Here is a 23,591-nt window from a genome sequence, read left to right as displayed (position 1 = left end):
CGCGACGCCAACGTGAGAGGTCTGACATTCCGTAGTTGGTCACCGAGGGCTATGGTGCGGGGCGGGCCGCTCCGGGCCTTCCCTTGACGATGAGGTGGAAAATGCGACCATTCACCGGCCGGATGGTGCGGGTGCTGGCGGCGGGCGGTGCGCTGGCCCTCGCTGTGACCGCGTGCGGCAGCCAGTCCGGCAGCGACACCGACAGCGGCGGCGGTGGGGGCAAGGCGCCACTGGTCTTCGGCACCACGGACGCCTTCGGCACGGTGGACCCGTCCGGCTCCTACGACAACCCGGGCTGGGAGGTCCTCTACAACTCGGCGCAGACGCTGCTGTCGATTCCGCCGGGCGGGAGCACCCCCAAGCCCGACGCGGCCGAGAAGTGCGAGTTCACCGACCCGAAGACCTACACCTGCACCCTGAAGAAGGACCTCAAGTTCTCCGACGGCAGCCCGCTGACGAGCAAGGACGTGAAGTTCAGCTTCGACCGGATGCTGAAGATCGCCGACCCCAACGGGCCGTCGAGCATCTTCGCCGACCAGCTCGCCTCCACCGAGGCGAAGGACCCGCAGACCGCGGTCTTCCACCTGAAGTTCCCCGACGCGACCTGGCCGTTCCGCCTCACCACCGCGGCCGCCTCGATCGTGCCGGACGAGAAGTACCCGGCCGACAAGCTGCAGCCGATGGGGAACGACAAGATCATCGGCTCCGGGCCGTACAAGGTGACGAAGTACGACCCGTCCCAGCAGATCGTGCTGGAGCCGAACGCCAACTACCACGGCGAGAAGAAGCTCTCCAACAGCAAGGTGCTCGTCCAGATCTACAAGGACGAGAAGAGCCTGAAGAGCGCGGTGGAAAGCGGTGAGGTCCAGGTGGCCTACCGCACCCTCACCCCCACGCTGCTGAAGGACCTGGAGAAGAACGGCGCGTCGAAGAAGGTCAAGGTCGTCAAGGGGTCGGGCACCGGCATCCAGTATGTCGCCTTCAACAACAAGAAGGGCCCCTTCGCCAAGAAGGAGGTCCGCCAGGCCGCCGCCAGCCTGCTGGACCGGAAGGCCATCGCCAGCGGCGTCTACAACGACACCGTGACCCCGCTGTACACGATGGTTCCGAAGGGCCTGCCCGGGCACGAGGAGAAGTTCAAGTCCGCGTTCGGTGACCAGCCCGACGTGGCCAAGGCGAAGGCCCTGCTGCAGAAGGCGGGCGTGAGCACCCCGGTGACCGCGCAGCTGTGGTACAGCCCCGACCACTACGGCGAGGCCTCGGCGGACATGTACGCCGAGATCAAGCGCCAGCTCGAAGCCGGCGGCCTGTTCAAGATCTCGCTGAAGTCGGCGTCGTGGGAGCAGTACAAGAAGGACTACGCCGCCGGTGCCTACGACGGCTGGCAGCTCGGGTGGTACCCCGACTTCCCCGACACCGACAACTACCTGTCGCCGTTCTACGCCAAGAACAACTTCATCGGCGCGGGCTACGGCTACTCCAACCCGCAGATGGACAAGCTGCTGACCCAGGAGAAGTCCACTCCGGACCAGCAGAAGCGGCAGCAGGCGTTCTCGCAGATCCAGACGATCGCCACCCAGGACGTGCCGCTGATCCCGCTGTGGCAGGACAACATGATCGCCGCCGTGCGCGACGGCGTGACCGGTGTCAAGGACACCTTCGACCCGCTCTACACCTTCCGGTTCTGGTTGGTCGACGCGAGCAAGGCGCAGTAGGCCCCAGACAGGACAACCCGGGCTGGCGCGGTGCGCGCACATCGTGGCGCGCACCGCATCCGGTGGGTCCGCCCGTCGCATGCACAGGTGTGCGACCGTGCGGACCCACCGGACCCCACGTGTCAGGACCGGGTTGACAGCACGCTCGTCGTGACCGGGAAAGGTTAGGTGGCTTGGCATGGCCGGCCGATCAGGGTCGTTGCGGAGGTATCTCGCCATCCGCCTCCTCCTGGTGGTTCCCAACGTGTTCGTCCTGCTCACGTTGGTGTTCCTGCTGTTGCGGGTCGCTCCCGGCGACCCGGTCTCGGCGGCCCTCGGCGGCCGGTTGCCGGCCGCCGAGCTCGCGAGACGGCGGGCGGCGGGCGGGTACGACGACCCGATCCTCGTGCAGTACTGGCACTACCTCAGCCGCATCTTCACCGGCGACTTCGGTACGGCGGTCAGTGACAACCGGCCGATCACGAACATCCTGCTGGTCAACGGCGCGGCCACGCTGAGCCTCACGCTGGCGGCCCTGGTGGTCGCCTGCCTCATCGGCATTCCGCTCGGCCTGCTGGCCGCGCGCTACCGCGACTCACTCGCCGACGTCGCGATCCGGGTGTTCGGCGTCTTCACCTACGCCGCGCCGGTCTTCTTCGTCGGCGTCGTGGCGATCATCATCTTCACCGGCAAGCTCGGCTGGCTGCCGTCGGGGCAGCAGGCCAGCCCGATCGCTCAGCTGACGGTCGAGCCGGTCACCCACATCTTCCTGCTCGACGCCTTGCTGGCCGGTGACACGAAGTCGTTCGTCGACGGGCTGAAACACCTGGTGATGCCGGCGGTCACGCTGGGGCTGCTGATCACCGGCGTGTTCATCCGGCTGATCCGGGTCAACGTCGCCCAGACGCTGCGCGACGACTACGTGGAGGCGGCCCGGGCCCGCGGCATCGCCGAACGCCGGGTGGTGTTCCAGCACGCGTTCCGCAACGCGATGGTGCCGTTCGTCACGGTGCTGGGCCTGCAGGCGGCACTGTCGCTGGGCGGTGCGATCCTCACCGAGACGACGTTCAGCTGGCCCGGTCTCGGATCACAGCTGGTGCAGTACATCAACGCCCGCGACTACGTGGCCGTGCAGGGCATCATGACCATCTTCGCCCTCGTCGTGGTGGGGATCAGCCTGCTCATCGACCTGATCAACGCGTTCATCGACCCGAGGGTGAGGTACTGATGGCGATCACCCCGACCGTCCAGTCGGGCGGACCGATCACCTCCTCCCGCCGCTCGCTGCCCGGCCGCGTCGCCGCCGTGATCGCCACGCCGTACCGCCAGTCCGCGGGTGTGGCCCGGGCGATGCTGGTCGTCGGCACCGTGCTCACCGCGCTGATCGCGCTGGTGGCGATCCTCGCGCCGCTGGTGGCGCCGTACGACTTCGACCAGGTGAGCGACGGCGGCGGCCGTTTCCCCAAGCAGGCGGCGCCAAGCGGTGACCACCTCTTCGGTACGAGCGTGCAGACCTTCGACGTGTTCTCCCGCGTGGTCTGGGGTGCGCGCACCGAACTCAAGGTCGTCGTCCTGTCCCTGGTGCTGACGATCGTGATCGGCGTGGTGCTCGGCCTGGTCGCCGGGTTCGTGGGCGGCTGGCTGGACCGCGTGCTGGTGCTGGTGATGGACGCGTTGTTCGCGTTCCCCTATCTGCTGCTGGCGATCGTGGTGGCGTTCCTGCTGTCGGACTCCCTCGGCGGCGGGGTGACGACGGCGGCCGCGGCGATCACCGCGGTCTACATCCCGCAGTACTTCCGGGTGGTACGCAACAGCACGGTGAGCGCCAAGCAGGCGACCTACGTCGAGGCCGCCCGCGCACTCGGTGCCCCGCCGCACACGATCATGTCCCGCTACCTGTTCACCAACGTCGTGCAGAGCGTGCCGGTGATCGCCACGCTGAACGCCGCGGACGCGGTGGGAACGCTGGCCGCGCTGGGCTTCCTGGGCTACGGCATCCAGCCCACCGACGCGGCCGAATGGGGATACGACCTCAACCGCGCCATGGACGACGCGGCGTCGGGCATCTGGTGGACCGGGGTGTTCCCCGGGCTCGCGATCGTGGTGCTGGTGATGGCGCTGACGTTCGTCGGCGAGGGGCTGAACGAAACGCTGAACCCGACGCTGCGGGTACGCCGGCTCGTCCCGGTGGTGCTCCCGCCGCGTAAGCCGGGCACCAGTGCCCCGGACGGTCCCGGCGCGGGCAAAGGCACCGCCGGCCGGAAGGGCGAGGAGCCGGTCGGCTCGGAGGAGGGTACGAAGTGAACGCAGCGACGACCGACCCCGCCAGGGGACGCCGTACGCCTTCCGGCGCTGGGTCGGACGCCCCGGTCCTTTCCGTACACGACCTGCGGGTCTGGTACGGCACCGAGCGTGGTGCGGTGCGCGCGGTCGACGGCGTCTCCTTCGACCTGCGCCCGGGCGAGACGCTCGGCCTGGTCGGTGAGTCCGGCTGCGGCAAGTCGACCCTCGGCCGCGGCGTCCTCGGCCTGCTCCCGCCCGGTGCCAAGGCCGACGGCGAGATCGAGTTCGCCGGCCGCGACCTGCTCACCTGCGGCCGCCGGGAACTCGAACGACTGCGCGGGCCCGAGCTCGGGATGATCTTCCAGGAGCCGCTGACCCGGCTCAACCCGCTGATGCGGGTCAGCGAGCACTTCGAGGAGACGCTGCGTACGCACGAGCCGGGACTGGGCAAGGAGGAGATCCGGCGGCGTTCGATCGACACGCTGCGCCGGATGGGCATCCCGCCCTCGCGGTACCGCGCGTACCCGCACGAGTTCTCCGGCGGCATGCGGCAGCGGATCATGATCGCGCTCGCGCTCGTACTCCGGCCGAAGTTCGTGGTGGCCGACGAGCCCACCACCGCGCTGGACGTCCTGGTCGAGGCGCAGATCATCGGCATCCTCGCCGACCTGCGCCGCAACTTCGACACCGCGCTGCTGCTCATCACCCACAACCTCGGCATCGTGGCCGAGGCGTGTGACCGGGTGGCGGTGATGTACGCCGGGCACATCGCCGAGGAGGGCGACGCCCGCGAGGTGTTCTCCCGGCCGCGTCACCCGTACACACGGGAGCTGCTGCGCTCGACGATCTCGCTGCAGACCACCGGGCTGCACTACATTCCGGGCGCTCCGCCGGACCTGGTCGAACCACCCAGCGGGTGCACGTTCCACCCCAGGTGCCCGGACGCGATGGTGGCCTGCCCGCGCCAGGACCCGGTGGAGGTCCGCACGCCGGGGGGCACCCGGGTCGCGTGCTGGCTGCACGGGCCTTCGGAGCTGCTGACCGAGGAGGGCACCGCGCCCCTGGTCCGGGAGGAGATCAGCGTTGCCGACGAAGCCTGATTCCACGAAGCCTGATCCCACGGCCGGGGCCGCGACCGGGGCCGGTGTCGCCTCGCCTCCGCTCGCCGAGCGCGAGGTCCTGATGGACGTCCGCGATCTCGAGGTGCACTACGCCCTGCAGGGCAGCTCCCTGGGCCGGATGTTCGGTGGGGGCGGCGAGGTCGTCCGTGCGGTGGACGGTGTGTCGTTTCAGCTCCACCAGGGTGAGGTGCTCGGACTGGTGGGGGAGTCCGGCAGCGGGAAGACCACCCTCGGCCGGGCGCTGCTCGGCCTGGTCCGCCCGACCGGCGGGTCGATCCGCTACCGCGACCACGACCTCGGTGAGCTGTCCGAACGCCGGCTGCGCCCCCTGCGCCGCAAGCTGCAGATGGTGTTCCAGGACCCGAGCGCCGCGCTCAACCCGTCCATGGACATCGAGACGGCGGTCGGTGACCCGCTGCGCATCCACAAGCTGGCGGGGGGCAAGGCCGAACGCCGGGCGATGGTGGTCGAGGCGCTGGAGGCCGTCGGCCTGGCGCCGGTCGAGCGGTTCCTGTCGAAGTACCCAAGCGACCTGTCCGGCGGTCAGAAGCAGCGTGCCGTGATGGCGCGGGCGGTCATCCTCGACCCGGAGTTGCTGGTCGCCGACGAGCCGATCTCGATGCTGGACATGAGCGTACGGGCCAAGATCCTCGAGCTGATGCTGGAGCTGAAGAGCCGCCTCGACCTCACCTACGTCTACATCACCCACGACCTGGCCACGGCGAAGTTCTTCTGCGACCGGGTGGCGATCATGTACCTCGGCCGGGTGGTCGAGATCGGCCCGACCGAGGAGATCTTCGCCGCGCCCAAACACCCGTACACCAAGGCGTTGCTCCGCGCGATCCCCGAGCCCGACCCGAGCAGCGCGGTGCCGCGCGACCTGCCCCGCGGGGAGATTCCGGACGCCGCCGCCCCACCGCTGGGGTGTTCGTTCCACCCGCGGTGCCCGGCGGCGTTCGACCGGTGCGGCTGGGAGAACCGCGACCTGCGCACCCTGCTCGAGGAGCACTGGCTCGGCCTGGACGAGGAGACCTACGCGGCCGAACGCGACGTCGTCGGCAACCTCGAGGAGCTCGCCCGGCCCGGGCACCGGGCAACCCTGCGGCCCGGCCGGGGCAGGGCGCCCGAGGACGTCGCCGCGTTGCTGGAACGCGTGCGCTCCGCCGACCCGGACGAGCCGCTGTGGCGTGGCGTGCGAAGCGTCGAGGTGGAAGGGGACGGTGTCGTGGTGGACTTCCACGACGGCGAGGACCCGCGGCTGCGCCGGGCCGACGACGTGGACGTCGCCTGCCACCTGTACTGACTGCACTGACCGACCGGCTGACCCGAAGGCGTTTCGGGGCCGTCGGTGGGCGGCCCTAGGGTGTGGTGTCATGCCCGCATCCGGAGGCGAATCCGCGCGTCCCGGTGGGCTCGACGCGCCCGTCGCCGAGTCCGTCGACCCCACCGAGACCACCCACCTGGACGACCCGTCCGACCTGTCCGACCCGAGCCGGCTGCCCGACGCACGCACCCGGCGCCGGTCGACGGTCGCGCTGGTCACGGGCGTCGTGTTGATGAACGTCTCGATGGTTCCCGCCGGAACCGTCGGCAGCCTGCTCGCCAGCGACAGCTACGGGCCCGCGTGGAGCGGCGTGCCGGGCGCTTCCGGCGTCGTCGGCACCGCACTGGGTGCGCTGGGGCTGTCCGCACTCATGCGCACCCGCGGGCGGCGTGCCGGGATCCGCACCGGCTACGCGGTCGCCACCCTCGGCGCCGTGGTCGGTGCCGTCGCGGTCGGTGCGGCGGTGCTTCCCCTGCTGGCGGTGGGAATGATGCTGCTCGGCATCGGCAACGGTGGCGCCCAGCTGTCCCGCTACGCCGTGGCCGACCTGCACCCGGCCGACCGCAAGGCGTTCGTTCTCAGCCTGGTGGTGTGGGGCAGCACCGTGGGCGCGCTGGTCGGGCCGGGCCTGATCGCGCCGGCGGCGCACCTGTCCGCCCGCGCCGGGATCCCGCCGTACGCCGGCACCTACGTGCTGGCGATCCTCACCACCGGCGCGGCGCTGGTGGTGGCGGGTCTGCTGCCCCGGGCAGGTCGCGGTGACCCGCGCAACCGCGAACGCCCTCGGCCCGGTGAGGTCGGCCGGGTCCTGCGGCTGCCCGCGGTGCGGGTCGCCCTGGCCGGCATGGTGTCGGCCCAGCTGGCGATGGTCGCGGTGATGACGATGACTCCGCTGCAGTTGCACCGGCACGGGCAGGGCCTGGACGTCGTGGGCTGGGTGCTCAGTGCTCACCTGGCCGGGATGTTCGCGCTGTCACCGCTGTCCGGACGCCTCACCGACCGGCTCGGTGGGCGGACGGTGACCAGCGCCGGCGCCGGCGTGCTGATCGGTTCCGCCGCCCTGGCCATGGCGGCGCCCACGTCCCACACGGTGGGGATTCCGCTGGCGTTGTTCCTGCTCGGGTACGGCTGGAACCTCTGCTTCGTCGGGGGCAGCGCGATCCTGAGCCGGGAGCTACCGGCGCCGGTGCGCAGTCAGGTGCAGGGCGCGGTGGACGCGGTGGTGTGGGGCTCGTCGGCGTCGGCCGGCCTGGCGTCGGGAGCGGTGTTCGCCGGCGGGGGATACGTCCTGGTCGCGTTCGTCGCCGGACTGATCGCGGTCGCACCGCTGGTGATGCTCGCCGCCTCGCGTCCGCGCCCCGCGAGTCCTGAGGGCTCCTCGTGACCTAGCGACCGCCGGGGCGGACCAGCCCGCTCTCGTAGGCGAACACCACCGCCTGCACGCGGTCTCGCAACCCGAGCTTGGCGAGCACGTTGCCGACGTGGGTCTTGACCGTCGTCTCCGAGACGTACAGCTCACCGGCGATCTCGGCGTTGGACATGCCACGCGACATCAGCCGAAGGACCTCGCGTTCGCGTTCGGTGAGCTGGGCGAGCTCCTTGGCCGACTCCTTACTCTCCGACGGCAGGACGGTCGCGAACCGGTCGAGCAGCCGGCGGGTCACGGTCGGCGCGACGACCGCCTCGCCCCGGGCCACGATGCGGATGGCGTCGGCCAGGTCCTCCGGAGGCACGTCCTTCAGCAGGAAGCCGGAGGCGCCGGCGCGCAGCGCGTCGACGACGTACTCGTCCAGGTCGAAGGTGGTGAGCACCAGCACCCGGACGGTCCCGCCGCGTTCGGTGCCGGTGATCAGCCGGGTGGCCTCCACTCCGTCCATCCGGGGCATCCGGATGTCCATCAGGACGACGTCCGGTTGCAGGGCACGGGACTCCGCGACCGCCTTCTGCCCGTCACCGGCCTCACCGACCACCACGATGTCCGGCTCGGACTCCAGGATCATCCGGAACCCGGTCCGCAGCAGGGGCTGGTCGTCCACCAGGAGCACGCGTACGGGCGTGCCCGGAGACATGCCCGGAGACGTGCCCGGCGTGCCGGGAGAGTTCGGGCGATCTACGGCCGGCGTCACGACGGCACCTCGTCCGGCGCGGTCCGGCTCGCGGGGGAACCGTGCCTCGGCTCTCCAGGGCGGTTGGAACCGTTGGAACCGTTGGAATCGCCAGAATCGTCGGAGCCCGGCGTGCCGGCCTCGGTCAACGGCAGGGTGGCGAGCACCTCGAACCCGCCGACCATCCGGGTACCCGTGTACAAGGTGCCTCCGTTCAACGTCACGCGTTCGCGCATACCGACCAGTCCGTGCCCGAGTCCGTGGTCGATCCGCTGGGGGTCGGCGGCGGGGTAGGACGTCCCGCGCCGCGGACTGCCGTCGTCGGTGACGCCCACGACGACCGCCTCTGGTTCGTACCTCAACAGCACGGCCGCCCGGGTGGGGCCGACGTGCTTCAGGGTGTTGGTCAACGACTCCTGGACGACCCGGAAGATCGCCAGGTCGACGCTGGAGGTCAGGGGGCGGGGTTCGCCGACCACGGTGAGCTCGACCTGCAGGCCGGCTTCGCGGGCCCGGTCCAGCAGCGGGCCGAGTTCGGCGACTCCGGTACGCGGGGACAACTGCACGCTGCCGTCGGTCTCGTCCTGGTCGGCGGCGCGGAGCGCACCGACGATGCGGCGCATCTCCTCCAGCGCCTCCCGCCCGGTCTGCTCGACCGCCCGCATCGCCTCGACGCTGCGCTCGGGTGCCCGGTCGATCGTCCGCCGCGCGGCACCCGCCTGCACCGTCATCACGCTCACGTGGTGGGCCACCACGTCGTGCAGCTCGCGCGCCATCCGGGCGCGTTCTTCCGCCAGCGCCGCGCGGACCTCCGCGGAGGCGGCGCGCTCCAGGCGGCTGGCGCGGTCCTCCAGCGCGACCAGGTAGCGGCGGCGGGCACGCATGGCGCGGGCGATGCTCCACATGCCGCCGTAGACGAGGACCTGCAGACCGACGGTGATCGCGTCGAACGTCATGCCGATCGAGGCGTAGGTGTCGCGCTGTACGTAGAGGAAGACGATGGAGGCGATCGTGGTGGCCACGGTGACCGCGAGGCTTCGCGGCGCCGTGCTGTGCGCGCCGACGGTGTAGATCATCAGCAGGGCCGCCACCGAGCCGACGGAGGAGCTGTAGTCGGCGAAACCGAGCGCCATGTATGCCGAGATCACGATCACCGCGACCGTCACGGGGAACCGCCGACGCAGGGCGAGCGGCGCGGCGACCAGGACGGCGAGCACCACTCCCCAGGCGTCCGGCGAGCGGAACGTGATCCCGGCGTAGGAGCGGTAGTTCAGCCCGGCGACGCTGGCGATCACGAGCACGAAGGCAACCGCCCCGTCCACCAGGTCGGGGCGGTCTCGAAGCCAGTCTCGGACAGTGGCACCGCGCACGGTCCGAGCGTAGGCGGCGGGGTTCACCGCGCCACCCCCAGGCTCGGGGGCGGGGTGGTTCGGGACATGCCCTACAGGTCGACCGCGGACGTGTGCGGTGACGGCGCCTCGGAGGTGTCCTGCGTCGGCATGGGGTCGGCGTCGGCGGGGGCGGGCAGCGGGGGAGGAGTGCCACCCCACGCCGGGCACCGCGACTTGTGGTCACACCAGTCGCACAGCGGGCCCGGGCTGGCGCGCCACTCGCCGGTGGTGTGCGCGCGCTCGATGGCGTTCCACAGCGCCTGCAGCTTGCGGGCGGTCGCGCGCAGATCGGCCTCGTCGGGGGAGTAACGCAGCACGTCCCCGCTGCCGAGGTAGACCAGCTGCAGCAGACGGGGTACGACACCTCGCAGCCGCCACAGCATCAGCGCGTAGCAGCGCATCTGGAACATCGCCCGCTGCTCGTAACCCGGCCCGGGTGCCCGCCCGGTCTTGTAGTCGACGACCCGCAGTGCCCCGTCCGGTGCGACGTCGAGCCGGTCGATGTAACCCCGCAGCCGCAGGCCGGAGTCCAGCTCGCACTCGACGTACATCTCCCGCTCGGCGGGCTCCAGCCGGGTCGGGTCCTCCAACGTGAAGTAGCGGTCGAGCAGCCCCCGCGCGCCGGCGAGGAAACTCTCCAGCCGCTCGGGATCGAACCCACCCTCCTCGTCACCGAAGAGCTCGGAGAGCTCGGGCTCGGCCTCCACCAGCCGGTCCCACTGCGGACGGACCAGCGTGCAGGCCTCCTCGATCGTCCGCCCACCGGCCGGGAGGTCGAACAGCCGCTCCAGAACGGCGTGCACCACCGTGCCGCGGGTGGCCTCCGGGCTCGGCCGCTCCGGCAGCCGGTCGATCACCCGGAAGCGGTAACGCAGCGGGCAGGTCATGAAGTCACTGGCCCGGGAGGGTGACAGCACCGCGAGCGGGATCGCCGGCCGGGCGCCGCCCTCCGGCGCGCCGGTGGACGCCGGTGGGGGAACCGGTGTGGTCACCGTCGTGGTCGCTGGTTCGCTCGCAGTCGCCATGGCCCGAAAGCGTAGGACACCCCACCGACAGCCCCGCGGACGAGCAGGTGTCCGATCTGCGCCGCTCCGTCCGCGACCGCCGGGTCCGTTCAGGCGGTAACGTGTCCCCTCGCCCGCGCGCGAGGCGCCCGCACGGCTCGCCCGTGCGCGACCAACGGCGCCGGGCCGGGTGAGGGCGTGGCCTCCCCAGGGAGGATCCCTCGGGAACATCCCACGTGACCTGGTCGTTCGCCGGACGTCGAGTCCGCGCAACCCGACGGAAGCAGGCTGAGACAGGCGATGGTGCACGACGTGGAGAAGAACGACCCGTCCCGGGAGGCACAGCGCCGGCCCGGCGCGGTCCAGATCGCGCGGGTTGTCGGGGTTCCCGTCTACGTCAACGTGTCCTGGGTCCTGGTCGCACTGCTGATCGCGTACGTCTTCCGGCCGGTGGTCGACGCACAGGTGCCCGGCCTGGGTGTCTGGTCGTTCGTGGCGGCGCTCGGTTTCGCCGTCCTGCTCTACGCCTCGGTACTGGTGCACGAGATCGCCCACGTCCTGGTGGCCAGGAAGTTCGACCTGCCGGTGCGTGCGATCACGCTGCAGTTCCTGGGCGGCCTGTCCGAGATCGAGAGCGAGCCGCAGACCCCGTGGCGGGAGTTCGCCGTCGCCGTCGTCGGGCCGCTCACCTCGTTGGGCATCGCCGGCCTGGCCGCGCTCGGCCACACCGCGATCTCCGCCCCCGCGCTGCTCGAGCTCGCGTTGTTCCAGCTCGCCTGGGCAAACCTGCTGGTCGGGCTGTTCAACCTGCTGCCGGGGCTCCCGCTGGACGGCGGCCGGCTCCTGCGCGCCGGAGTGTGGGCGGTGACCAAGCAGCCTCATCTCGGCACCGCCGTAGCCGGATGGGCCGGCCGCGTCGTCGCCGCCATCGTGCTGCTCCTGCCGTGGACGCTCCTCGCCAGCTCGTGGGGGGCGCCGAGCCTGCTGCACATCGTGTGGAGCGTCTTCCTGGCGATGTTCATGTGGGCCGGCTCCAGCCAGGCGCTGATGAGCGCGAAGATCAGGCGGAAGCTGCCGAACATCCACGCCCGCTCGCTCGCCCGGCGCGGCGTGCCCGTGCCGTCGGAGCTTCCCCTGTCGGAGGCGGTCCGGCGAGCCCAGGAGGCGCACGCGGGTTCGCTGGTGGTCGTCGGCAGCGACGGCCGTCCGACCGGCCTCGTCAGCGAGGCCGCGGTGCTGGCCACTCCCGAGCACCGGCGGCCGTGGATCTCGGTGGGTGACGTCGCCCGCCGGATCGAGCCGGGACTGGTGCTCGACGTACGCCTCACCGGCGAGGCGCTGGTCCGGGCGATGGGCGGCACCCCCGCCACGGAGTACCTCCTGGTCGAGCCCGACGGACGCGTCTTCGGGGTACTGGCCACCGCCGACGTCGACGGGGCGCTGGCCCGCACCTGACCCTGCTCCGACCCCTGGTTACGCTGCCCGTCATGTCCCCGACCGATCCCTCCGCCGAGCACGTTCCCGACTCCAGGCCGCACCCCGGCGCCGACCCGGCCGGCCCGACCGACCTGCCCGTCGCGCCCGGTGACGAGCCCGGTGACGAGCCCGGTGAGGACTCCGGTCACGAGCCCGGTGAGCCGGCCGAGGAGGCCGAGGACGCCGCGGACGCCCGGCCGCTGCTGGCCGGTGAGCAGGTCCGGCTGGAGGACCACAAGGGGCGCAAACACCTGGTCACGCTGGAGCCGGGGAAGACGTTCCACACCCATCGTGGCGGAATCGCCCTGGACGACCTGATCGGTCAGCCCGAGGGGGTCGTGATCAAGTCGACCGGTGGCGTCCCCTATCTGGCGCTGCGACCCCTCCTGTCCGACTACGTCCTTTCCATGCCGCGCGGGGCAGCGGTGGTCTACCCCAAGGACACCGCCCAGATCCTGGTCGCCGCGGACGTCTTCCCTGGCGCCCACGTGGTCGAGGCCGGCGCGGGCTCGGGCTCACTGACCTGCGCCTTGCTGCGCGCGGTCGGTCCGGCGGGCCGGGTGTCGTCGTACGAACGCCGGGAGGACTTCGCCGCGATCGCACGCCGCAACGTGGAGCGCTTCTTCGGCGGACCCCAGCCGACGTGGGACCTCACCGTGGGCGACGTGGTGGACGCACCCACCCGGCCCCGGGTGGACCGGATCGTGCTCGACATGCTCGCGCCCTGGGAGTGCGTGGACTGGGCCGCCCAGGCACTGGTGCCCGGTGGCGTGCTGTGCTGCTACGTCGCCACGACCACCCAGCTCTCGCGGACGGTCGAGACCGCACGTGCCCACGGCGGTTTCACCGAGCCGCAGGCCAGCGAGACGATGGTGCGCACCTGGCACGTGGAGGGACTGGCGGTCCGGCCGGACCACCGGATGATCGGTCACACCGGCTTCCTGGTGACCACCCGCAGGCTCGCCGCCGGTGTCACCGCACCCGGCCGCCGGCGCCGACCTGCACCCGGCTCCTACGGCGAGAACTACGACGGGCCGCGGGCCGCGGGCCGGCAGGCGGACTGACCGGGCCGCCCTCGCTGGCCGCTGTCGGGGCCGGCTCCGGGGGACCCCCGACCCGGCAGGCCCCCCGTCCAGGACCCATGCGGCAGAAGCGGGCGCGGCACCGAATGTGCTGGCGAATGTGGTGGCGAAAATGGCCGCGGCCCGTAGTGTGGAAGGCCGTAGGCCCCTGGCGTGTAAGAAACGGCCACGATTCGCCATCGGTTTGTGACGTTCTGACTTGTGGGCGTGACCTGTCGGTGGTGGGGAGATATAAGGTCAGAGGCGTCGGCGCATCGGCTCGGCGCGGACACCAGCGAGATCCACGTCCACGCGGTAGCAGGGGCGCGGACAAGCAACAGTGACTGGGGAGGTGAGGGACGTGCCCGCACCAGACGACCGACGCGAGGCGCGCTCGCCGGACGAGCTCGCCAGCCAGGTCACCTACCTCGAGGAAGAGGTCGCGGCACTGCGCCGCCGGCTCGCGGAGCAGCCGCGGGACAGCCGGCAACTCGAGCAGCGGCTCGCCGAGGCGCAGGCGATGCTGGCCAACATCACGGCACAGAACGAACGCCTCGCGGGAACTCTCCGGGAGGCCCGGGAGCAGATCGTCACCCTCAAGGACGAGGTGGACCGGCTCGCCCAGCCGCCCGCGAGCTTCGGGATCTTCATCAACCGAAACGACGACGACAGCGCCGACGTCTACACCGGAGGCCGCAAGCTCCGGGTGACGGTCAGCCCCAGCATCGACCTCGACGAGCTCCGCCCGGGCCAGGAGGTCATGCTCAACGAGTCCTTCAACGTCGTTCGCGCGCTGTCCTACGAGCAGGTCGGCGAAGTCGTCATGCTCAAGGAGCTGCTGGAGGACGGCGACCGCGCGCTGGTCATCGGCCACACCGACGACGAGCGCATCGCGCGGCTCGCCGAGCCGCTGCGCGACACCCCGATCCGGGCCGGCGACTCACTGCTGTTCGAGCCCCGCTCCGGCTACGTCTACGAGCGCATCCCCAAGACCGAGGTCGAGGAGCTGATCCTCGAAGAGGTCCCCGACATCCGGTACGAAGACATCGGCGGTCTGCGCAACCAGATCGAGCAGATCCGCGACGCGGTGGAGCTGCCCTACCTCCACGCCGACCTCTTCCGCGAGCACGAGCTGAAGGCGCCGAAGGGCGTGCTGCTGTACGGTCCGCCCGGGTGCGGCAAGACGCTCATCGCCAAGGCCGTCGCCAACTCTCTCGCCAAGCAGGTCGCGATGCGTGACGCCAAGACCGAGGGCAAGAGCTACTTCCTCAACATCAAGGGCCCCGAGCTGCTCAACAAGTACGTCGGTGAGACCGAGCGGCACATCCGCCTGGTGTTCCAGCGGGCCCGGGAGAAGGCCGGCGAGGGCACGCCGGTCATCGTGTTCTTCGACGAGATGGACTCGCTCTTCCGCACTCGCGGGTCGGGCGTGTCCTCCGACGTGGAAAACACCATCGTCCCGCAGCTGCTGTCGGAGATCGACGGCGTGGAGGGGCTGGAGAACGTCATCGTCATCGGCGCCTCCAACCGCGAGGACATGATCGACCCGGCGATCCTGCGGCCGGGCCGGCTGGACGTGAAGATCAAGATCGAGCGCCCCGACGCCGAGGCCGCCCGGGACATCTTCGCGAAGTACCTCACCGCCACCCTGCCCCTGCACGAGGACGACCTGGGCGAGTTCGGCCGCAACCGGGACGCCTGCGTCAGCGGCATGATCCAGCGCACCGTGGAGCGGATGTACTCCGAGCTGGAGGAAAACCGCTTCCTGGAGGTCACCTACGCCAATGGCGACAAGGAGGTCCTCTACTTCAAGGACTTCAACTCCGGCGCCATGATCGAGAACATCGTCAGCAGGGCGAAGAAGATGGCCATCAAGGACTTCCTCGAGCTGCAACAGAAGGGCCTGCGCGTCCAGCACCTGCTACAGGCCTGCGTCGACGAGTTCAAGGAGAACGAGGACCTGCCCAACACGACCAACCCCGACGACTGGGCGCGGATCTCGGGCAAGAAGGGCGAGCGGATCGTCTTCATCCGTACGCTCATCCAGGGCAAGGAAGGCGCCGACGCCGGTCGCTCGATCGACACGGTCGCCAACACCGGCCAGTACCTCTGACCAGCATCTGACCGACCGCCTGACGTCCGCCTGCCGGTGGACACGAAACGCGCACCAGAGCCCGCGGGTGTCCCGCTCGTCCGAGTGGGACACCCGCGGGTGTCATGACCGGTATCTCCGGCGACAATCGGCTAACGCTGCCCTACACACACGGCTTGTCCGCGTACGCTCGTAAGAAGGAGCCGGAGCGGGCATGAGCCGTTCGGCTCGGGCTCGCGACGACGCGGCGATGCCACACTGGCGACGAGGAGTCCCATGAGCGTGCACCGGGTAATGGGCGTGGAGACCGAGTACGGCATTTCCGTCGCCGGGCAACCGACCGTCAACCCGATGCTGTCGTCCTCGCAGGTCGTGAACGCCTACGCCGGCAAGGTGATCCGTGCTCGCCGGGCCCGCTGGGACTTCGAGGAGGAGAACCCACTGCGCGACGCGCGCGGGTTCGATCTTGCCCGTGACGTGGCCGATGACAGCCAGCTCACCGACGAGGAGGTGGGGCTGGCCAACGCGATTCTCACCAACGGAGCCCGGCTCTACGTCGACCACGCGCACCCGGAGTACTCCTCGCCGGAGGTGACCAACCCGCGCGATCTCGTCCTGTGGGACAAGGCGGGTGAGCGGGTGATGCTGGAGGCCTCCCGGCGAGCGGCCGAGCCGCCGTTGTCGACCTCGATCCTGCTCTACAAGAACAACACCGACAACAAGGGCGCGTCCTACGGCTGCCACGAGAACTACCTCATGAGCCGGTCGACCCCGTTCGCCGACATCGTGCGCAACCTCACGCCGTTCTTCGTGAGCAGGCAGGTGGTGTGCGGCGCCGGACGGGTCGGGCTCGGCCAGGACGGCAGCCGGCACGGCTTCCAGATCAGCCAGCGGGCGGACTTCTTCGAGGTCGAGGTGGGCCTGGAGACCACGCTGAAGCGCCCGATCATCAACACCCGGGACGAGCCGCACGCCGACGCCGACAAGTACCGCCGCCTGCACGTCATCATCGGCGACGCCAACCTGTCGGAGGTGGCGACCTACCTCAAGGCCGGCACGACGGCGCTCGTGCTGTCGATGATCGAGGACGACTTCCTCACCACCGACCTGAGCGTCGAGCACCCGGTGACGTCGCTGCACGAGGTTTCGCACGACCCGAGCCTGCGCCACCTCCTGACCCTGAAGAGCGGCCGCAAGCTGACCGCGGTCCAGCTCCAGATGGAGTACCTCGAGAACGCACGCAAGTACGTCGAGGACCGCAGCGGCGCCGACACCGACCCGGAGACCCGGGACGTCCTGGACCGCTGGGAGTCGGTGCTGACCCGCCTGGAGTCCGACCCGATGTCGCTGTCCCGCGAGCTGGACTGGGTGGCCAAGCTGGCCGTGCTGCAGCAGTACCGCGAGCGGGACGGGCTGGACTGGAGCCACCCCAAGCTCCAGCTGGTCGACCTTCAGTACGCCGACCTGCGTCCCGAGCGCGGCCTGTATCCGCGGTTCGTCGAGCGCGGGCGGATGGCCCGCATCCTCAGCGACGCGGAGATCGAACGCGCCGTGCACCAGCCGCCGGAGGACACCCGCGCCTACTTCCGCGGCCGTTGCCTGGCGCAGTACTCCGAACACGTGGCCGCCGCGTCGTGGGACTCGGTGATCTTCGATCTGCCGGGCAACGAGTCGCTGCAGCGCGTTCCCACCCTCGAGCCGCTGCGCGGGACCCGCGCCCACGTCGGCCAGCTGCTTGACCGCTGCCGGACCGCGGAAGAGCTCGTCCGCACCATCACCGGCGGCTAGGTCCAGCCCCAGGCTCAGGCGAGGCGCCTTTTCACCCGCGTGGACCGCCTCCAAACCTGGCCGAGGGTCCGGTTCAGGGCGTGGGGCGGACTCCCGTTCGCCCCGTTTTGCCCGGCAAAGCCCGTCGGGTGTCGACTCTGGTGCGCTGGGTACCTCCCCCTGGTCGGTATGCGCTTGTAAGGTCCAGGTAGGCGGTACCAAAGCAACCCCTGTGGAGTAGGTCGGGGAGGGGCGAGATGGGAACACGAGAGGGCGGCGGGGGCGGTCAGCAGCACCGCACCACGCGCAAGGGCTCCGAGGAAGAGGAGCTCACCGACGTCCAGGCCGATGAGGCCACCAAGGAGCGCAAGGACCAGATCGACGAGGACGTCGACTCGATCCTCGACGAGATCGACGAGGTGCTGGAGGAGAACGCCGAGGACTTCGTGCGCAGCTTCGTCCAGAAGGGCGGCCAGTAGCCACCGGCCCGCCGTTTCCTCGACGGCAGATTCGCGACCGCGCGGCCGGTCCGCGGCGAGCCCCGGCGTTCCTCCGGTGCTCGCCGCACTCGGCCGGCCGCCACGGTTCGCCCAGGTTGCCGGTCGAGGTCGCGCGGATCTCAGGTCTCGTGCCCCGTATGTCGCCGCGCCCCGGTAGGTTTCCGGATGAGTCCGGTGGCGATCCGCCGGGCACACCACGACACATCCAGCAGGACTGGAAGGAGAGGTGTGGGCACCGATCGAGCAGGCGCGGGGCGTCTTCCCGACGCTCTCTTCGCCACCGGGACCTCGTCGTTCGCCGAGTTCCTGGGCGCGCACGCGCCGGAGATGCTGCCCGGTGGTCGGACACCACCCGGCGCGGCGGTGAGCGACGAGGTGCCGCACGGCACCACCATCGTGGCCGCGACCTACGCGGGCGGCGTGGTGATGGCCGGCGACCGGCGGGCGACGATGGGCAACGTCATCGCGGTGCGCGACGTGGAGAAGGTGTTCTCCGCGGACGAGTACTCCATGGTGGGGTACGCCGGCAGCGCGGGCGTCGGCGCGGAGTTGGTCAGGCTGTTCCAGGTGGAGCTCGAGCACTACGAGAAGCTCGAGGGCACCACGTTGTCCATCGAGGGCAAGGCCAACCGCCTTGGCATGCTGTTGCGTTCCAACCTCGGGTTGGCCATGCAGGGCCTCGCGGTGGTTCCCCTCTTCGCCGGGTACGACCTGGAGACCGGCAACGGCCGCATCTACTCCTACGACATCACCGGCGGCCGTTACGAGGAGCGCGACTTCCACTCGATCGGTTCGGGGTCGGTGTTCGCCCGCGGTGCGCTGAAGAAGCTCTACCACGCCGACGCCGGCCAGGACCACGCCATCGGCGGGTGCCTGCAGGCGTTGTACGACGCGGCCGACGACGACTCGGCGACCGGCGGCCCGGACGTTTTCCGCCGCATCTATCCCGTGGTCGCGACGGTCAGCGACGCGGGCTTCCACCGGTTGCCCGACGACGAGGTGGCCGCGCTGGTGGAGCGTCTGCTCTCCGGGCGAAGGCGCCGTCCCGACGGTCCGACCGCCCCGGTGTTCCCCGACGACGAGAGCGGTGAAGCCCGATGACCATGCCGTTCTACGTCTCGCCCGAACAACAGATGAAGGACCGGGCGGACTTCGCCCGGAAGAACATCTCCCGCGGCCGCGGTGTGGCCGTGCTGCAGTACGACAACGGCATCGTGCTGGTCGCGGAAAACCGCTCGCCCGCGCTCCACAAGATCAGCGAGATCTACGACCGGATCGCGTTCGCCGCGGTCGGCCGCTACAACGAGTTCGAGAACCTCCGCGTGGCCGGCGTTCGCAGCGCGGACATGCGCGGATATTCGTACGACCGGCGTGACGTGACCGCCCGTGGCCTGGCCAACTTCTACGCCCAGGTCCTGGGCACGATCTTCTCCAGCGTCGCCGAGAAGCCCTACGAGGTCGAGCTGTTCGTCGCCGAGGTCGGTGAGACCGCGGAGCAGGACCAGATCTACCGGCTCACCTACGACGGGTCGGTCGCCGACGAGCGCGGGTACGCGGCGATGGGCGGCTCCGCCGAGCAGATCAACGCCTTCCTCGAACGCCGTTACCAGCAGGGCCAGTCCCTGTCGACGGTGCTCGCCCTCGCGGTGGAAGCTCTCGGCCAGGACGGCAACGGCACCCGCCGGCTCGACGCCAGCCAGCTCGAGGTGGCCGTGCTCGACCGCACCCGCATCCAGAAGCGGAAGTTCCGCCGCCTGGTGGGACCCGCCCTGGACCGGCTGCTCACCGCCGGAGAGTCCGCCGCTCCCGGTTCGGCGCCCGGCTCGGCATCGAGCCAGGCGCCCGGCGACGTGTCCGGTGAGACCCCCGACGGCCCGCCTGGCGGGACGTCCGGCGGCCCCACGACCGGCTCGCCGCCCGGGGGACCCGCGTAGCCGCATCGTGACCAGATCAACTTCGCTCGCTTCGCCCCTGCGACGCCACGACGACATAGTGTGGTGACCATGGACCGTCGCATATTCGGCCTCGAGAACGAGTACGGCGTCACCTGTACCTTCCGCGGTCAGCGGCGGCTTTCGCCCGACGAGGTGGCCCGCTACCTCTTCCGGCGGGTCGTGTCGTGGGGGCGGAGCAGCAACGTCTTCCTGCGCAACGGCGCCCGGCTCTACCTCGACGTCGGCAGCCACCCCGAGTACGCCACCCCCGAGTGCGACTCGATCACCGACCTGGTGACCCACGACAAGGCGGGGGAGCGGATCCTCGAGGGCCTGCTGGTCGACGCCGAACGCCGGCTGCGCGAGGAGGGCATCGCCGGGGACGTCTACCTGTTCAAGAACAACACCGACTCCGCCGGCAACTCCTACGGCTGCCACGAAAACTATCTCGTCAGCCGGCACGGCGAGTTCTCCCGGCTGGCCGACGTCCTCATCCCGTTCCTCGTGTCCCGGCAGATCATCTGCGGCGCCGGCAAGGTGCTGCAGACGCCGCGCGGCGCGGTCTACGCGGTCAGCCAGCGGGCCGAGCACATCTGGGAAGGTGTCTCCTCGGCCACCACCCGGTCCCGTCCGATCATCAACACCCGCGACGAACCGCACGCCGACGCCGAGCGTTACCGCCGGCTGCACGTCATCGTCGGTGACTCCAACATGTCGGAGACGACCACCCTGCTGAAGGTGGGTGCCACCGACCTGGTGCTCCGGATGATCGAGTCCGGGCTGGTGCTGCGCGACCTGACCCTGGAGAACCCCATCCGGGCGATCCGGGAGATCTCCCACGACATCACCGGCCGGCGCAAGGTGCGGCTGGCAAACGGCCGCGAGGCCAGCGCGCTGGAGATCCAGGAGGAGTACTTCACCAAGGCCCGCGACTTCGTCGAGCGCCGTGAGCTCGCCACGCCGCTGGTGACCAAGGTGCTCGACCTGTGGGAACGCACCCTGAAGGCGGTCGACTCCGGCGACCTGACCCTGGTGGAGCGCGAGATCGACTGGGTGGCGAAGTACCGCCTGGTCAATCGCTACCGCACCAAGCACGGCCTGTCCCTGAACAGCCCACGGGTCGCCCAGCTCGACCTCGCCTACCACGACATCCACCGCGACCGCGGGTTGTACTACCTGCTCGAGCGCCGTGGCCAGATGACGCGGTTGACCAACGACCTCGAGGTGTTCGAGGCGAAGTCGGTCCCACCGCAGACCACCCGGGCCCGGCTGCGCGGTGAGTTCATCAAGCGCGCCCAGGAGCGCCGCCGCGACTTCACCGTCGACTGGGTGCACCTCAAGCTCAACGACCAGGCGCAGCGCACGGTGTTGTGCAAGGACCCGTTCCGCAGCGTCGACGAGCGGGTGGAAAAGCTCATCCAGAGCATGTGAAATCGTCCGCGACCCCGGGATACGTCACGTTCGGTACACCCGTCGGTACGTCCGCGGGTCGCTCAGGGACGTCTTAGGTTCCCGGTCTAGTGTGGTCGACTGTTTGTGCCGTCTCCCGATTCCGAGGTGTTCAAGTGCGTCGTGGCCTGATAGCCGCCCTCCTGACGTCGTTGCTCGTGGTCACCGCCGCGTGCGGCTCGTCCGGCTCGTCCGACTCGTCCGGTTCGCCCGACGCCAAGGCCACCAAGTCGGCCGAGGCGACCGCACCCGCCAAGCAGAAGACCAGCACGATCGACGCGGTCAAGGTCGCCGGTGACCCGGGCAAGAAGCCCACCGTCACCTTCGCCAGGCCGTTCAGCGTCGCCTCCACCCAGTCCAAGGTGATCAAGGAGGGTTCCGGCCCCAAGCTCGCCGAGGGCCAGGAGGTCGTCGTCGACTACCTGGGCGTCAACGGCCGGGACAGCAAGGAGTTCGACTCCTCCTGGAAGCATGGCGGCCCCACCTCGTTCGGGCTCCAGAAGGGCAAGCTGATCAACGGCTTCGTGACCGGTCTGGTCGGCAAGCCAGTCGGCAGCCGGGTGCTCATCACCATCCCGCCGAAGGACGGCTACGGCGCCAACGGCCAGCCGCAGGCCGGCATCAAGGGCACCGACAGCCTGGTGTTCGTGATCGACGTGAAGAAGGCCTACAAGCCGCTGAGCAAGGCCGAAGGCACCAAGGTCACCCCGCCGAAGGACCTGCCCGTGGTGAAGACCGACGCCAAGGACATCCCGACCGCGATCACCGTCCCCAAGGGGGCGACCCCGCCGAAGAAGCTCGTCGCGCAGCCGCTGATCAAGGGCAAGGGCCCGCAGGTCACCGCCAAGCAGACGGTCAACATGCACTACCTGGCCGTCAACTGGCGGACCGGCAAGCCGTTCGACTCCTCCTGGCAGCGCGGCTACCAGAACCTCCCGCTGTCCAACACGCCGGTGAAGGGCCTCGCCGAGGGACTGGTCGGCCAGACCGTCGGCAGCCGCGTGCTGCTGGTGCTGCCGCCGGACAAGGGCTTCGGCCAGGACCTTCCGCAGACCGACGTGAAGAAGACCGACACGATCGTCTTCGTGGTGGACATCCTCGGCGCCAACTGACGGCCTGGCCCGCGGCACGACCACGACATCTCACAACCGAACAACCGGAAACGACCGGCGCCGCCCGGCCCCTCCTCAGTCGAGGAGGAGCCGGGCGGCGTGGCGTCCGGCGGCCGCGCAGCCGAGGAAGTAGGCGCCGTCCTGCGCGGGACCCCGGCCCATCGACGACAACGCGACCGGAGCGCGGGACAGCGCGGCGTCCAGGCCGTGGACGGGCGTTCGCACCAGGCGGTGCCGGGCACGCAGCGGCTCGACAAGTGCCCGCACCTGGTCGCCGAAGTCGCCGGGGAGGTCGGGTACGACGAGATCGGCGGCGGCCAGCGCGACCCGGCCGTACGCGGTGAGGCTGTGGTGAGAGACCACCTGGTGGCGTAGACGCGGATCGGCCTGGGACAACCGCAGCGCGCCCACCGGCCGGCCGGCCAGGGCGGCCACCGCGTTGACCACCTCACCCGCCGCCACCCCCGTGAACCCCCACCGGGTGCCCGTACCGAGGTTGCCGGGCCCCTGGGTCACCACGGCGACGTCCGCACCGAGCACGAGCCGCGCCGCGAGGAGGCCGGTGTGGACGGTCGCCGCCTCGAGGTCGCCGCCGAACGACTGGCCGACGGTGACCGTGCCGGCGGGCAGCCAGCCCGCCCGCGCCAGCCCGGCCACGGTGCGGGACAACGCCAGCGGGAGGGCCGCGCCGTCGGTCATCACGTACGCCACCGACGCCTCCGGCGCCTCGTCGTACAGCCCGGCCAGCACGGCCGGCAGCGCGGAGTGCAGGTCGGCCACCACCACCGGCATGCCGGCAAGATCGTCGGCGTCGGCCAGCAGGGCGTGCGCGGGGGAGTCGGGCTCGTCGATGCCGAGCACCGTGGTCTGCAGCGGGGTGTAGCGGGCCTTGACCAGGTGCCCGGGACCGTCCGGGTCGGCAGGGAGCCGGTCGGGTAGCGCAACGACCAGGGCGAATCCGCCCGTGCCCAGGCCCAGGTGGTGGGCGGTGGTGTTGAGCAAGACGCGGTCGCCGGGCTCGGGCCGGCCCACCAGGTCGACGTACGCCAGCGCGGGTAACACCGTCTCGCCGGTGTCCACGTCCAGCTCCACCGCTCCGGCCCACGACCGGCGGACCTGGCCGGCGACACCTTCCCGCCATCGGATCACAGGGTGCGACGCTACCGGCTCGGTCCGGGCGCGAGTTGGTTCGGCGTGGCCTGTGTGCTTTCGCGCCGTGTCGTAGCTTCGGGTGCGATAGCCTCACGTCGGTGGTCGCTAGTCTGTTCGAAGTGGCTC

Annotated in this window: 19 protein-coding genes; 15 read left to right on the top strand and 4 right to left on the bottom strand. The window is 70.4% G+C overall.

Annotated features, from left to right (window positions below; all coding sequences use genetic code 11):
• The first annotated feature begins 101 nt into the window (after window positions 1-101).
• The 6 genes from ABZV93_RS14065 (at window position 102) to ABZV93_RS14040 (ending at window position 7,806) form a co-directional block, all read left to right on the top strand.
• Window positions 102-1,715: an ABC transporter substrate-binding protein gene (locus tag ABZV93_RS14065; RefSeq protein WP_354934798.1), complete on the top strand. Its 1,614-nt coding sequence runs from the start codon at window positions 102-104 to the stop codon at window positions 1,713-1,715.
• A 178-nt stretch (window positions 1,716-1,893) separates the two neighbouring features.
• Window positions 1,894-2,922, top strand: a complete 1,029-nt coding sequence (locus tag ABZV93_RS14060; protein ID WP_354934795.1) for an ABC transporter permease — start codon at window positions 1,894-1,896, stop codon at window positions 2,920-2,922.
• Window positions 2,922-3,998, top strand: a complete 1,077-nt coding sequence (locus ABZV93_RS14055; protein ID WP_354934792.1) for an ABC transporter permease — start codon at window positions 2,922-2,924, stop codon at window positions 3,996-3,998. The genes ABZV93_RS14060 and ABZV93_RS14055 overlap by 1 nt, the downstream gene beginning before the upstream one ends.
• Window positions 3,995-5,077, top strand: a complete 1,083-nt coding sequence (locus tag ABZV93_RS14050) for an ABC transporter ATP-binding protein (RefSeq protein WP_354934789.1) — start codon at window positions 3,995-3,997, stop codon at window positions 5,075-5,077. Before ABZV93_RS14055 ends, ABZV93_RS14050 begins: the two co-directional genes overlap by 4 nt.
• A complete protein-coding gene (locus tag ABZV93_RS14045; protein WP_354934786.1) occupies window positions 5,061-6,401 on the top strand; it encodes an ABC transporter ATP-binding protein in 1,341 nt (446 codons plus the stop codon). Before ABZV93_RS14050 ends, ABZV93_RS14045 begins: the two co-directional genes overlap by 17 nt.
• Before the next feature lie 70 nt (window positions 6,402-6,471).
• A complete protein-coding gene (locus ABZV93_RS14040; RefSeq protein ID WP_354934783.1) occupies window positions 6,472-7,806 on the top strand; it encodes an MFS transporter in 1,335 nt (444 codons plus the stop codon).
• A 1-nt stretch (window position 7,807) separates the two neighbouring features.
• Here the strand turns inward: ABZV93_RS14040 and ABZV93_RS14035 are convergent, their stop codons facing one another.
• The 3 genes from ABZV93_RS14035 to ABZV93_RS14025 all read right to left on the bottom strand — a co-directional run bounded on the left by ABZV93_RS14035 (window position 7,808) and on the right by ABZV93_RS14025 (window position 10,943).
• Complete coding sequence (locus ABZV93_RS14035) at window positions 7,808-8,491, bottom strand: response regulator transcription factor (RefSeq protein ID WP_354934854.1); 684 nt, start codon at window positions 8,489-8,491, stop codon at window positions 7,808-7,810.
• A 53-nt stretch (window positions 8,492-8,544) separates the two neighbouring features.
• Window positions 8,545-9,897: a sensor histidine kinase gene (locus tag ABZV93_RS14030; protein WP_354934780.1), complete on the bottom strand. Its 1,353-nt coding sequence runs from the start codon at window positions 9,895-9,897 to the stop codon at window positions 8,545-8,547.
• A gap of 71 nt (window positions 9,898-9,968) precedes the next feature.
• Window positions 9,969-10,943 (bottom strand): PD-(D/E)XK nuclease family protein, encoded by a 975-nt coding sequence (locus tag ABZV93_RS14025; protein ID WP_354934777.1) that lies wholly within the window; start codon window positions 10,941-10,943, stop codon window positions 9,969-9,971.
• Window positions 10,944-11,222: 279 nt separating this feature from the next.
• On the opposite strand from ABZV93_RS14025, the gene ABZV93_RS14020 reads away from it, so the two are divergent.
• The 9 genes from ABZV93_RS14020 (at window position 11,223) to ABZV93_RS13980 (ending at window position 22,313) form a co-directional block, all read left to right on the top strand.
• Window positions 11,223-12,377 (top strand): site-2 protease family protein, encoded by a 1,155-nt coding sequence (locus ABZV93_RS14020; protein WP_354934774.1) that lies wholly within the window; start codon window positions 11,223-11,225, stop codon window positions 12,375-12,377.
• A gap of 32 nt (window positions 12,378-12,409) precedes the next feature.
• Complete coding sequence (locus tag ABZV93_RS14015) at window positions 12,410-13,462, top strand: tRNA (adenine-N1)-methyltransferase (protein WP_354934771.1); 1,053 nt, start codon at window positions 12,410-12,412, stop codon at window positions 13,460-13,462.
• Window positions 13,463-13,820: 358 nt separating this feature from the next.
• Window positions 13,821-15,572: a proteasome ATPase gene (gene arc / locus ABZV93_RS14010; protein WP_354934768.1), complete on the top strand. Its 1,752-nt coding sequence runs from the start codon at window positions 13,821-13,823 to the stop codon at window positions 15,570-15,572.
• 255 nt (window positions 15,573-15,827) lie between these two features.
• Window positions 15,828-17,339, top strand: coding sequence for a depupylase/deamidase Dop (gene dop / locus ABZV93_RS14005; protein WP_354934765.1), 1,512 nt, complete (start codon window positions 15,828-15,830; stop codon window positions 17,337-17,339).
• Window positions 17,340-17,575: 236 nt separating this feature from the next.
• Complete coding sequence (locus ABZV93_RS14000) at window positions 17,576-17,797, top strand: ubiquitin-like protein Pup (RefSeq protein WP_354934762.1); 222 nt, start codon at window positions 17,576-17,578, stop codon at window positions 17,795-17,797.
• Between the two features lie 249 nt (window positions 17,798-18,046).
• Window positions 18,047-18,919 carry a proteasome subunit beta gene (gene prcB, locus ABZV93_RS13995; RefSeq protein ID WP_354934759.1) on the top strand — a complete coding sequence of 291 codons (873 nt, stop codon included), beginning with the start codon at window positions 18,047-18,049 and terminating at the stop codon, window positions 18,917-18,919.
• Window positions 18,916-19,752 carry a proteasome subunit alpha gene (gene prcA / locus ABZV93_RS13990; RefSeq protein WP_354934756.1) on the top strand — a complete coding sequence of 279 codons (837 nt, stop codon included), beginning with the start codon at window positions 18,916-18,918 and terminating at the stop codon, window positions 19,750-19,752. Before prcB ends, prcA begins: the two co-directional genes overlap by 4 nt.
• Before the next feature lie 69 nt (window positions 19,753-19,821).
• Window positions 19,822-21,183: a Pup--protein ligase gene (gene pafA / locus ABZV93_RS13985; protein WP_354934753.1), complete on the top strand. Its 1,362-nt coding sequence runs from the start codon at window positions 19,822-19,824 to the stop codon at window positions 21,181-21,183.
• A gap of 134 nt (window positions 21,184-21,317) precedes the next feature.
• Window positions 21,318-22,313 (top strand): FKBP-type peptidyl-prolyl cis-trans isomerase, encoded by a 996-nt coding sequence (locus ABZV93_RS13980; RefSeq protein WP_354934750.1) that lies wholly within the window; start codon window positions 21,318-21,320, stop codon window positions 22,311-22,313.
• Between the two features lie 75 nt (window positions 22,314-22,388).
• Here the strand turns inward: ABZV93_RS13980 and ABZV93_RS13975 are convergent, their stop codons facing one another.
• Window positions 22,389-23,462, bottom strand: coding sequence for a DUF3866 family protein (locus ABZV93_RS13975; RefSeq protein WP_354934747.1), 1,074 nt, complete (start codon window positions 23,460-23,462; stop codon window positions 22,389-22,391).
• Window positions 23,463-23,591: the final 129 nt, after the last annotated feature.

It is taken from the genome of Actinopolymorpha sp. NPDC004070 (assembly GCF_040610475.1).
Taxonomy (GTDB): Bacteria; Actinomycetota; Actinomycetes; order Propionibacteriales; family Actinopolymorphaceae; genus Actinopolymorpha.
The sequence above is the reverse complement of the archived record's forward strand: the minus strand, read 5'-3'. Positions and strand labels throughout refer to the sequence as shown.